The organism is Halodesulfovibrio oceani subsp. galateae (assembly GCF_055397225.1).
The window spans coordinates 1350418-1362428 of the sequence record NZ_AP042453.1; the positions used below are offsets into that span (position 1 = coordinate 1350418).

The 12011-nt window shown below is 41.5% G+C and carries 8 protein-coding genes and 1 pseudogene; 3 read left to right on the forward strand and 6 right to left on the reverse strand.

Going from position 1 to position 12011, the window contains the following annotated elements:
• Positions 1-1174: 1174 nt before the first annotated feature.
• Positions 1175-1804, forward strand: coding sequence for a hypothetical protein (locus ACZ5V1_RS06110; RefSeq protein WP_464391096.1), 630 nt, complete (start codon positions 1175-1177; stop codon positions 1802-1804).
• 141 nt (positions 1805-1945) lie between these two features.
• On the opposite strand, the gene ACZ5V1_RS06115 is transcribed toward ACZ5V1_RS06110, so the two are convergent.
• From ACZ5V1_RS06115 to proX, 6 genes and pseudogenes are all read right to left on the reverse strand, one after another.
• Positions 1946-2200 (reverse strand): helix-turn-helix domain-containing protein, encoded by a 255-nt coding sequence (locus ACZ5V1_RS06115; RefSeq protein WP_464391097.1) that lies wholly within the window; start codon positions 2198-2200, stop codon positions 1946-1948.
• Between the two features lie 66 nt (positions 2201-2266).
• Positions 2267-2473 (reverse strand): sigma 54-interacting transcriptional regulator, encoded by a 207-nt coding sequence (locus ACZ5V1_RS06120; RefSeq protein ID WP_464391605.1) that lies wholly within the window; start codon positions 2471-2473, stop codon positions 2267-2269.
• Between the two features lie 79 nt (positions 2474-2552).
• Positions 2553-2899: pseudogene (locus ACZ5V1_RS06125) on the reverse strand (sigma 54-interacting transcriptional regulator); the annotation flags it as partial.
• Between the two features lie 5 nt (positions 2900-2904).
• The gene (locus tag ACZ5V1_RS06130; protein WP_464391098.1) at positions 2905-3087 is read right to left on the reverse strand and encodes a hypothetical protein; all 183 of its coding nucleotides are present in this window, start codon (positions 3085-3087) and stop codon (positions 2905-2907) included.
• Between the two features lie 915 nt (positions 3088-4002).
• On the reverse strand, positions 4003-4320 hold the full coding sequence (locus ACZ5V1_RS06135; RefSeq protein ID WP_464391099.1) for a hypothetical protein: 318 nt from the start codon (positions 4318-4320) through the stop codon (positions 4003-4005).
• A gap of 590 nt (positions 4321-4910) precedes the next feature.
• Positions 4911-5918, reverse strand: a complete 1008-nt coding sequence (gene proX, locus ACZ5V1_RS06140; protein WP_464391100.1) for a glycine betaine/L-proline ABC transporter substrate-binding protein ProX — start codon at positions 5916-5918, stop codon at positions 4911-4913.
• A 1605-nt stretch (positions 5919-7523) separates the two neighbouring features.
• Between proX and ACZ5V1_RS06145 the strand changes: the two genes are divergently transcribed.
• Positions 7524-10052, forward strand: coding sequence for a glycosyl hydrolase family 18 protein (locus tag ACZ5V1_RS06145; RefSeq protein WP_464391101.1), 2529 nt, complete (start codon positions 7524-7526; stop codon positions 10050-10052).
• Between the two features lie 106 nt (positions 10053-10158).
• On the forward strand, positions 10159-11829 hold the full coding sequence (locus ACZ5V1_RS06150) for a carbohydrate-binding protein (RefSeq protein ID WP_464391102.1): 1671 nt from the start codon (positions 10159-10161) through the stop codon (positions 11827-11829).
• Positions 11830-12011 lie beyond the last annotated feature (182 nt).

A 12011-nucleotide genomic window follows, 5' to 3' on the forward strand; every position in this document is an offset into this window, starting at 1 on the left:
ACGGAACTATTGCCGCAAGGATGGTCGGAAGTCATCTTTTACAGGTGCCTTGAATTTTGAAGATAATCCCCCCGAAAAAGAATTGTCCTCAAGAGTAGAGTTCTCCTTTAGGGCAACCATAAGAGATTCTACTTGAATAAATTACGTTACACTGACAGCCAGACCATGAGTTTTTTCAAACAGACAGAAAAACGCACACCTGTTCCAGAGCTTTGCCGAAAACATGGCATGAATGGCACTTCCTTTTCCAAATGGTGCCCAAGTATGGCGAGACTCAAAGAACTCAAGCGTGACAAAACAACCTCCTTGCCGCTCTTGAAATACCGAATAATGTCTGCCCTATGGTTTTACTTACGGTTGCCCAACGTGATCGACGACTTTAAACGGTGAATGGCTTATAAGCATTAAAAATTGACTTCTCCTTGTCAGATGAGCGCTTAATCGGGTCATTAAATTAAGTGATTGAATGGTGTGGTAAGCTTTCGCTACTCGTTGTGGTCATGGATTAGGATACACAAGTCACAAGCTTCAACTTTTAGGAAAAACTTACGGAATTGGTTTGAACTATATTCAGTCTGGCAACCCTAAACTGAAATCACACCTCGAGTGGTATAAACGGACTGTCAAATATGACTTTAAATCAACACTAGTTCAGCAGTATCAAACAAGTTTAAGATAATGCTGCTCCATGACTATAGTTTTACAGCAACGAACGTCCCAATATGGAAACGCTTCGATTCATAAACTACGATTTACTGCCTAGTTTCTACTTTTAACGGCTATTAAAAATTAAACGCTAACGAACAGTTACATGGCGCGCTAGGTGTCAACAAATGCTCCTCCAAAAAGTTACGGCAGTCAGAACATGGGACGTTGTCAGCTTTTTTCATAAAAAAGTTGCGTGATGCCTAAAACTTTCTAACTGACCTTCCGCATTTTACTGTAACTTTTTTTCAACGTATTTCTAGCAAGGAGATACACGTCAACAGTTTTTCAGAAGATCTGCTCGATGACAAAATTTGAGATGAAGTGTAGGCTCGCTTCGTCTTAAGTATAGATAAATGGAGTGGGTATGAGTCGTTATGCGGACATGCTTTAACTAGCTGCAACTGATTTTTTTTCGCTTGGGGTTAGTTTTGGTGAAATTGTTTTGGGAACCTTTCTAGGAGGGCTTTTGGGGTACGTTATCTTAGAACAACAGCGGAAAAAGAGTGAAGCAAAAAATGAGTTATGCTCATTAGTCTATAACTTAAGAAATGTTATCTTAATACTTGGAGTACAAGAACGTAATCTTCTGCAATGGTATAAACAACTTCTTGAAAATGTAGAGGCAAAGCTAGATTGCTTAGTGATCATTTCAAATGAGGAAATTATAAAGTCAGAGAAACTTTCTCCGATTATACTTGAAGATTATGAACGGGATTGCGTTAATCAGTTAATTCCCATGCTGCCCAATTTGCTAATGAACTTAGAGAGTTTTATTGATGCCATTGTTTCAATAAACGCAATAGGTAACGAAAACGAAAGCAAGGATATGCTATTCAATGGATATATGCATCATTTGGCAACTGGGATGGAATGCATAGTCCAATTAAATAAAATTAAAAAAGAAGTGATTTTGACAGGAGAACAGGAAATTTCTAAGAAATTAAGTGAAATGAAGAGTAAGACATATGGTAATGAATACGCACTGGTTGAGTATAAACAAGTTCAAGATTTTTTAGAGATAGAGCGTCGTGCGGTTAAGTGTATATCTCAAATTGAAAATATGCAGAGCAGAAATGAAAGATGGCAAGCTTTTTAGCTAAAAAAAAGCAAAATCAACTATACTTCCATGTCAAGCTGACAGTATTGCTTGCCTCGTCGCGATGAATGATCTTTTAAACAGGTTTAGGCTTTCTAGTTACTTTTTTTAGCTGCAACCTGTGATATCGTAGCTTAGAACTTATCCTGAAGGTACTCTTCTTTGGTAAATATATTGTTTTAGTTTTTGGTAGAGTGTGGTTCGTGAAATGTTGAGGATTTTAACTTGTTCTGTCATGTTGTATTTAATTTTGTTCAATTTTTTCAGTATGCCGGAACGTTCATTGTCTTCAAGTGTGTATGGAGGGCACAGTGTATTATCTGGTGTGGCAAGCGGAAAATCCAGATGATGAAGTTCAATAGTTTCTCCTTCGCACGTGTGCAGAGCACGTTGCATACAGTTTTCTAATTCTCTGACATTTCCAGGCCGTGAAGCTTCTTGAGCTTGTGGGGAGAGCTGAGGTTAACTGCCTTTTGCGCGACTTAGGAAAAATGAAGCAAGTCCCATAATGTCCTCTTTGCCGCGATCTCGTAGAGGTGGAATGGTAATCGACAGTACGTTGTAAAAGAGATCTTCTCTGAAAACTCCCTGCGCAACGGCCTTGGCCATCTCTACATGTGTGCTTGCAATAATGCGAATGTCGACGGGGATTGGCTGCCGTGCAACGATTCGGTAAACCTCTCAGGTTTGTAAGCATAACCTGCATGTGGTGAGGCATGTCGCTCATTTCATCTAAAAGAATGGTGCCTCCGTTAGCTAGCCCAAATTTACCCAGGCTCCCTCCTTTCGATGCTCCTGTAAATGCCCCTTCTACAGACCCGAATAGCTCGCTTTCAAGCAACTTAGCCGGAATAGCTCCACAGTTGGGTTGGTTATCCTATCTCCTTCATTGTGAATTGCCTGAACAAAAAATTCCCTGCCGGTGCCTGTTTCTCTTTGAAGCAGAACCGTCGCGCTTGATTGTGCAGCAAGCTCGAAGACTTTAGTAAAGCTTTCAGACTGTCCTTTTAGGCTGAATAATGTGTAGTGAGTTTTTGTCCCCGCAATGGTATCTATTAGCCTGTTAAGTTCTTCCATTTCTTCTAGTGTGATCATTACTCCTAAGTGTTACCGCCCTGAGAAATCACAAGCTGTGCTGTGTAGATAAAGTGCGCTAGAATGCTTACCTTGAGTATGCATTCTCTATTTACCCATGCTGAGGGCTTGCTCTTGAGGTTTTCAATGGAAAGTTTGATACCGTTGAGAACTGTTACTGCTTGCCCTACGAGTCTGACGTGCTTCAAGTCCTGAAGTCCGCGCTTGGTAACCCGCCCAATGTAATTCTACTGTCCAGAATGGTCGTGCCGGAATGTGAAGTTTCAATGACCTGATCAAGAAAGCCCACATGTAATGCTAGTTCACGGTTACGCCTAACAATACGCAACTCTCGTTCCGTCCACCTAAAGCCGAGCACACAATTATAGTTGACACTTTCCTGTCTGGATTCTTCGCTGCCTGTAATATGTACCCTTCGGCATCAATAGTAAACAATGTGAGATCTCCTGCAGCTAAGAGGTAAAATATTTCGATAAATTAGGGACGAAAGAAATTCAACCAAACGTCGTTGGCTGGCCTGCGGGCTTTGAGTTCGGTAGAGGAAAGCATTGGTGCGCAATGGCTTTTTTTCCGGGTTAAAACCGTATATCCGGGATCTGTTCTTCGCTATAATCTGTTGTTTAGTCGTCTCATCAATAGTTTTACCGCGTTCAAGCATTTTCGATCCAGAGGTACCTGCATTTAGGGAAGTACTCGAGGTGTGTGTTCATCTTTAGAACATGTTCAATTTTAACAAATATTGTAATTGAAAACAGTCTCAGCTGACTACTGAATTCTATAGGAACGTTCGAGCTTTTCCCATTGCTTAATCTCAAGCTAGGTTAAGAAGGCTCCTACATTTTCATGTAAGAGCCTTCTGCTTATTGCAAGATAAATTCTATCTGATAATGGGAGAACTTCGAACGTTTTCAGTAGCTGGTTCGCTTTCTGATTAGGCTACTTTTCTAGGCTCTCTCTTTATGCCTGACTCAATTCGATGCGGTGCAAGTTATATAGCATGTCGACTACGTGCATTTCATTTGAGAGAGTAGATAAGAGTGTGAAGTATGTCACCGAACAATGACACACGCAATGTTCATAAACTCACGCACGAGAAGTCATTTTTAACGATTTTCCCAGCCCTCAGTGGCGCCTGTCAGAATTGCCTTTCCAGCTTCATGCGCTGGAACTATTTCTCTGATGTCGTTATGGAAATATGGCCAGAATCTCGCACATAATAGAATAACGTCCTTCTTGGATTTTGCTTCAACCAAAGCATACCCTTCTGTATTGGTGATCCAGCCATTAAATTTAACCGGCCCTTCACCTTCAGCCAGCATGTCGGCATCTTTAACCATTGAGGTCCAGACCTCAATTTCTTTCTTACGCTCGACGGGCCAAGCGGCAGGATTACAAGTATAATGACAGATATACATAGGCATTGTTAGTTCCTCCTTGGAATATGTCTACTAACTACGAAATTAGCCGTTAAAACAATTCCGCCAATAGTAACACCACTCCCAAAAGCTGCAAGGCGGATAGTGCCTGACCTCTTACGCTTATGATGCTTTCGACCTAAAAAGGACTTGTGAGGAAAAAAGATATTCTAATTATCTTGAACAACTGTGAGGGCAGAATTGTCTTACAGCTGTTCCGTACATTCAATTTAACAAACAGTTATTATTTTGCAGCAAGGGCAAAGTCTTTTGCTAAAGCAATTCTGTTTATATCGTTCATGTGATTTTGGACTCCAGATGTATATTGATACAGCATTCAGGAGACTGACAAGTAAAGGGAACAGGCTTTCTTTGCCACTCAAAGACTTGGGAACAATATGTACAAGCATGACATCTATTGTTTCTTAGCAGATACAAAACTCGAAGTGTATGTGTCAGAATGTTAATTGGGTCTGTCATTCAGGCGGGGGGGGAAATATAAAAAAGAACGCTCTTACATAAAAATGTAAGAGCGTTCTGTCCTTTCTACCGTTCAGCAGGAGAGAGGCTTCAGTGTTACCATGCAGGTACTGGTATTAGTTTGCAGCCTGTCGAGCCTGATCAAGCCAGCTATTCCAGAGTTCTTTGTTCGCTGCAATCCATTCATCAGCCTGAGCGTTGATGTCTTTTTGAGACTTCTTGCCTTCCTGAACTTTAACCTGTTGTGCGTTCATGTCACCAACATTCATTCGGAATAATGTGAAGAATTTCTTTGCAGCAGGGTTCTCTTCAAGAAACTTGTTGTTCGCTGTAACTCGAATACTTGCAACTTCAAATCCCATATTAATAGGAGAAGACACTGCACCTACTACGTTTTCCAAAGGTTTCTCACTCGGTGTGTTGTATTTCTCTGGAACGTTAATCCATACAACATCTTTGCCGGGTTTTAATTTGAAGACAGTCCAGCTTGGAGTCCATGCGTAGTAGAAAATTGGCTCACCACTTTTGTAAGCACCAAGGTTTGAAGCCATAGCTGCTTCGTATGAGGCCTGAATGTGGCGAACGTATTTTTTTAGTCCGTTTTCTTTTAAGTGGCGGTCAATAATCTTTGCACAAGCCCAACCTGAAGGACAGCCCGTAAGGTCAGCTTTACCGTCATTATCACGGTCAAAGGCTTTAATTACTTCCGGGCGTTTAAAATCGTCCAGAGATTTAATGTCAAACTTATCAGCGTATTCTTTGCTGACTAAATAGCCTTGCAAGCCTTCATCTTTGAGAACATAACCAATCTGGGAAGCTTTTTCTTTCACACTGTCGCTAAGCAGGTGGTTCTGGTTTGGTAACCATGTGTTAGGCCAGTAATCGATATCTCCCAATGAAACAACTTTGTAGAAAATAGCTGGAGAAAGGTCTTTTGGCTTCTTTACAGAATAGCCAAGTTCTTCAAGTCCTTTCCGAATAATGGTTTCATGGAAGTATCCGCTAACCCATGTGGCACGTGCTGGCTTAATCGTTACCCCTTCACCTGGCAGTTGGTTGTAAGCATTAGCAGGAATGGAGAGAAGTACTAAAAGGCAACAACTAAGAATGGTTCTTACGAACATAATTCTTCCTTTCTTTTTGAAATAACGAACTGTTTATTACGGGAAGCAGCATTCAGCGTAATGCACGCTTAGCATACCTTTATGTTAAGAATGGCAGTGAGCCAAGGTAGTTTGCGCCGATGAATGCTGAGAGAACAACAATGGACAATGCTGTCATGTGATAACGCATTGTTATGGTTTTAATAAGATGTATTCGTATCTTTTACTTCAGTCCTAATGCCTCCTGTCTCAAAATATTTAATTTTTTTAGTATGATATTCGCTCATGATCAAGAGGGGGAGGGGCTTCATTTTTTATAACGAGCCATAAACAAGGGTAAAAAAATATAAATAATAAACTGTTACGCCTAAAAATCTAGAGGTAAAGATTAAGGTGCTTGGCTTCCTATTGTCATCAAGTGGCAATACTTGTTCGAGCACTAACTTCGTAGGTTTTTCGAGTAATTTTTTCTATCTAAGGACAAACCTGAACCTGATTACGGTTTCAAAGATTTTTTATAACTATCTGTGGTTATTGCTTCTATTGTGTTGGTAATTGATTTGTCTTTGTAAAATTTAAAAAAAGTTCTTGCACCGTTGTGCGAGAGCTTTTTTATTTACTTCAGCAGTAATCACACTACTTATTTGGTGTAATATTTTTTTGGGACTGATCACTTTAAGGCATCGGCGTGTAGTCTTTGTTTGGGATAAAGGTACTGTTGTGGTGTAGTGTGAAGAATTATATTTTGAATTGTTTTTACTCTTTTTTGTGCGTTTTTAAACTAATAAAGATGTAGCTAGATTTTACCTTTGCGTAATTAATAAAAAGTGAAATAAATTTTATAAATAGATATTAAAAAAAGAATTTTTGATATTGCAAAAAATTTTAAAAAAGAATTTATTAAATACAATTTTAGAATTTATTCATTTTGCAAATGCATAAATTAATTTTGAGGTATTAAATAAAGCAGAAAAACATAATAATTTAAATTAATGTTATAAGTAATTTTTTTTTAAAATTGTATTAAATAAAAAATAAACAAAAAATTACTTGGTTACTTGACCTAAATAAATATGAATGTATATGTGTTTGCAGAATAATTTTTGTTGCTTTAATTAAAATAACTTTTTTCTTCTTTTACTATGTAAAATTTTTGTTTTGCTTAAAAAAACATATGTAAAAAAATTTACTACAATATTTTAAGTTTCAAAAACATTCGATGAGATATCTTAGAGGGCAATGAAGAACAATTTTGTCGCTTTCTAACGATGGAAAAGGCTTGAGTATTTGAAATCAAAGTGTCTGTAAGGTTTGTATTTATAGCTGGCAGTAATAGTAAACCTTTTGAAAACCAATTTGATTTCATGTTTACCAATGAACAATTTAACTTATGACTAGGAGGGATGAGGTCCTAAAACAGTTTGATTGCATTCAGAATTTTTCTTTTCTCCTTTTTATAAAGAAAAAACAGCATGTTGTAATCATTTCTGCAAAACGTATGAAATTGCCAAAAGGAGGTACTCAACAGATGTTGTCTTTTGCTAAAGCAAAACACATCTGTGTGTGAACCGAACACGGGGGCTAGGGGGTAACTATGGGTTTGATCCCAAAATGGTAGGAGATGCCATGAAAAAACTCTTGAGTTGTCTTACAAGACATAATCCCGTTACCTGGCTTGTTACATTGTCATTCTTTATTTCCCTTTTCGTGGGCACAGCTTTTGCTGCTGTTAACACTGGTGGTTCAGCTAATACCGGTGATCACCGTAAAAATGTGGTGGGGTACATCACAAACTGGGATGCTTGGAAAGAGCAAAAAGCAGGGGTTCCTCAACAGGGTGCCCTTACACATATGAATGTGGATTTCAGTAAGTACACAATACTCAACTTCGCTTTTTTCGGTGTGGCCAAAGACGGTTCTTTGCACAGCGGAGATTTCCGAAATAAAAATATTTACAAAGAGGGCACGGTTCAGGAACCAGCAGGTCTTCTGAATACAGATGTCTACAGCAGCTTTGACCTCCATATTCTTTATGGCGAGATGCAGGGAATTTGGTGGATAAACGAATCTGTAGCCAAGCAAGCCAATGCTCTTGGTTTTCAAACAACCGCAGGCTCATCTACTTGGTCTAACCCTTCCTGGGGTGTACATAACCAGCCCTTACCCCTTCCTTTACCTAAGCCAGGTGGTGCAAAAGGTCTTATCGCCGAGGCTCATGCCAACGGCGTAAAGCTTGTAGCATCCATCGGTGGTTGGAGCATGTGCCGACACTTCTCTGATGTAGCCGCTAGCCCTGCCAAGCGTGCTAACTTCATAAAAGGTGTTAAGCAGCTCATCGATATGGGCTTTGACGGTGTTGATATCGACTGGGAATATCCAGGGCCTTTTACAGGCATGAACTTCACCGGCAAACAAGCTGATTACGCAAACTTCCTTACTCTCATGCGCGAAATCCGAGCCGCAATCGGAAATGACAAACTCCTGACCGCAGCTTTTTCTGTTGATTCTGAAAAACTGAAAGGGTTTGACTGGGTTGAGTTGGATAAGGTTATGGATCTCTTTAACTTCATGACCTACGACTTTAACGGTGGTTGGTCTGATAAAGCAGGATTCAACTCTAACGTCCACGATTACAACAACTCTGACTTTTCCCGATTTAACTGGGACGCCCTTCGCGATTACATTATTAGTGCAAGAATCCCCCGTGAAAAAGTAAACATGGGCATTCCATTCTATGGCCGCGGTGTAATTTGCCAAGATGGTGCAGAGGTAAACAAGCCTACAGTAAAGCGTGATGAATTTATCCAACCTGATGGCAATATTGTCACAAGTGCTGATTACACCAACTGGCCTAAGGAAGTTTACGACGGCACTCCTAACTACTTCTTTGTTAAACAGAAAGCATTGAGTTCTGGAAGTGGTTGGACCTACCATTGGGATACAGAAGCCGAAGTTCCTTACCTTACCAATGGCAACTACTTCTTAAGCTTTGAAAATCCTGAATCCGTTGCCGTAAAATCTAAATACATTGTAGATAACGGCTTTGGCGGAACCATTGTCTGGACTGTTTACGGAGACTTGGAACTTGGTGGAACAGCTACTAAATATGGTCCCAAGCTTGTGAAATACAGTAATGTAAAGTCCGAATTGGTGAACAAGATCAATGAAGTCTTCGCAAATGAATCTTCCGTAAATCCTGTCCCTAAACTTGCGGTCAGCATGGCTAGAACTGTTTCAGCAAAGGCCGGAGCCAGCACTTCATTTTCAGTTTCCATTACAGGAGGCAAGGCTCCTTATACATGCACATGGACTTTCGGTGACGGAAGTAATGCCACTGGAAACCCAGTGAGCCACATCTATGGCACGAAGGGTACATACCCAGTAGTTGTGAACGTGACGGATAACTCTGGAATGAAAGCTTCTACAAGTGCAACTGCTTATGTCACAGAAGGCACACAGCCTGTTGAGTTTTCTGCGAGCTTGCCTGCTTCATATTCTGTGAAAGTAGGAGAATCCCTCAAACTTGAGACCACTGTTAAGGGAGGCCTTGCGCCTTATTATTACTCTTGGAGCTTCGGCCCTGGTGGAATGGGGACAGGAAATCCTGTGACCCATACCTTTACCACCGAGGGTGTTTATCCAACCATTGTTAACGTATTTGACGGTAAACGAAGATTAGTAAGCGCTACGACAGTGATCACTGTCACTAAGGATGATACTACTCCTACACCTGATCCTGTAAGTGCATTCTCAAGTGGGCCTTACTCGGGTAAAGCTGGCAAGGTTGTCTCCATGTCGGGTAATGCGTCTGGTGGCAACGGTGTCTACAGCTACGCTTGGAGCTTTGGCGACGGAGCATCAGCTACAGGTAAGTCCGTAAGTCATACCTACACATCTGCAGGAAAATATGCGGTACGTCTCACGGTGACTGACGGGGATGGCGCAATTGCTACTATCCAAACCAATGCCACTATCACTCAGGACTCGCAGTGCGGCGGAGCCACGCCATGGTCTACAAGCGCTACATATGTAGCTGGAAACCGTACTTCTCATAATGGACACATTTGGGAAGCGAAATGGTGGAGCCGTGGCAATGAGCCAGGAACTGGTGGTGCATGGGGCCCATGGAAAGACCTGGGCATTTGCTCTAAATAAAAACGTGTTAGTCCGGTTCACGGGTTAACACCACGATTGAGTCGGGCTTGATCGAGGGGATGAAGGCTATAATATTGGCCTTCATCCCTATCGAAAAGGAATGCTGATGAAAAATATTCTCTTAATCCTTTGCTCTGTGGCATTACTTGCAACATCTGTCGTCTCTTCTTTGGCGGCTTTTCCTTCCAAAATATTTGCTCCGTACGTTGATGTATGTAGCTGGCCTACCTTCTCTATTTCTGATTACCAAAAAAAGACTTCTCAGAACTATACGACACTTGCCTTTATCGTCAGTGACACATCAGGCAAACCCTCTTGGGGCGGATATTATCCGGTGGCTGATAAATTCTATTTAGAAGAAGTTGAAGCCGTTAGAAGAGCCGGCGGTGATGTAATTGTTTCCTTTGGTGGCGCAAGCGGTACCGAGTTGGCATTGAAGCATGGCAATGTTGCAGAACTTCAGGCCGCGTATCAATCTGTGATAGACATGTACAAGTTAACATGGGTTGACTTTGATATTGAAGGAGCGGCTGTAGCAGATCGCGCTTCCATTGATCGCCGAAACAAAGCTATTGTCGGTCTTCAAGCTGCAAATCCTGAACTTAAGGTAGCGTATTGTCTGCCGGTTTTGCCTCAAGGACTCACGGGGCAGGGACTTTTTATTATTCAAAATGCCAAGCAAAACGGAGTTCGCGTAGATCTGGTAAATGTCATGGCTATGGACTACGGCGATTATCCGGCACCTAGCCCTGAAGGTAAGATGGGGAAATATGCCATTGATGCAGCCACCAATACGCATCGTCAGATGGTTGAACTTGGCGTGAACACCCAAATTGGTATGACACCAATGATTGGTCAAAATGACGTAACTTCAGAACGATTTTACTTGAAAGATGCACAGCAGCTTTACGAATGGGCTGTAGCACCTGAACAGTTGTCTTGGGTAGGAATGCTCTCGATGTGGTCTACCGGTCGTGATAACGGCGGTTGCCCGGGTTCTCTCTCCGCAACTTGTAGCGGAGTGGCTCAAAAAGAATTTGCGTTTACTGAGGTTTTTCAGAAATACGTGAAGGACGACTTAGGAAACAGTTTTCCTACAGTAGCCATCTCGTTTCCGACTAATAAGTCGGTGTTTACAGCAGGAGCCGATGTAAACGTCCAAGTTACGGCTAGTGACAATGATGGCTCGGTAGGCGTGGTTGAATTTTTTCTGGATGGTATTTCTCAAGGTGTCGACGCTTCATTACCTTTTAATATAACAATAGCTGACGTAAAAACAGGTACGTATCAACTCTCGGCATCAGCCACAGATGATGCAGGAGCTGTGGGAAATTCTGCTTCGGTAACTATTTTTGTTGGTAATGTGTGCACTGGTGATGCTTGGCAATCCAGTAAAGTGTACACCACAGGCAATCAAGTATCTTTAGACGGGCACCAATGGAAAGCTCAGTGGTGGACCCAGAGTAACGAACCCGGCATTGGCGGTGCTTGGGGAGTCTGGAAAGACCTTGGGGCATGCGGTGGAAATACATCCGTAACTCCGCCACCTTCTACTGGTGGTGAAAGTCCAGTTGACCCTCCTTCGGGCGGGCAGACTGGAGGTAATCAAGCTGAATGCACTATTACGGCTTGGCAGGCCAACAAAGTGTATGTGGCGGGTAATCAGGCATCTTTCAACGGACATAATTGGAAAGCCAAGTGGTGGACAAAAAGCACCGAACCTGGTTCGGATGGACAATGGGGGGCTTGGCAGGATTTAGGTATTTGTAGTGAGTAACAGCTTGTAACGGAAAGATAATGTCTTATTCGGGCTTTACGATTTATGTCGTAAAGCCCTTTTTAATGAAATTTGAAATTCAACACGTTACGAAGTGAAAGGTTAGACGTTTTCTATATAGAAAAGTTGAGCGCTGTTAGCCCTCTGAGGGCAGAGGGCTTTGTGCATGTCGTCTAACTTAT

Excerpts from the sequence above, each read along its gene's own strand:
- proX (WP_464391100.1), bottom strand. The coding sequence starts at position 5,918 with ATGTTCGTAAGAACCATTCTTAGTTGTTGCCTTTTAGTACTTCTCTCC.
- ACZ5V1_RS06145 (WP_464391101.1), top strand. The coding sequence starts at position 7,524 with ATGAAAAAACTCTTGAGTTGTCTTACAAGACATAATCCCGTTACCTGG.
- ACZ5V1_RS06150 (WP_464391102.1), top strand. The coding sequence starts at position 10,159 with ATGAAAAATATTCTCTTAATCCTTTGCTCTGTGGCATTACTTGCAACA.
- ACZ5V1_RS06135 (WP_464391099.1), bottom strand. The coding sequence starts at position 4,320 with ATGCCTATGTATATCTGTCATTATACTTGTAATCCTGCCGCTTGGCCC.
- ACZ5V1_RS06115 (WP_464391097.1), bottom strand. The coding sequence starts at position 2,200 with ATGCAACGTGCTCTGCACACGTGCGAAGGAGAAACTATTGAACTTCAT.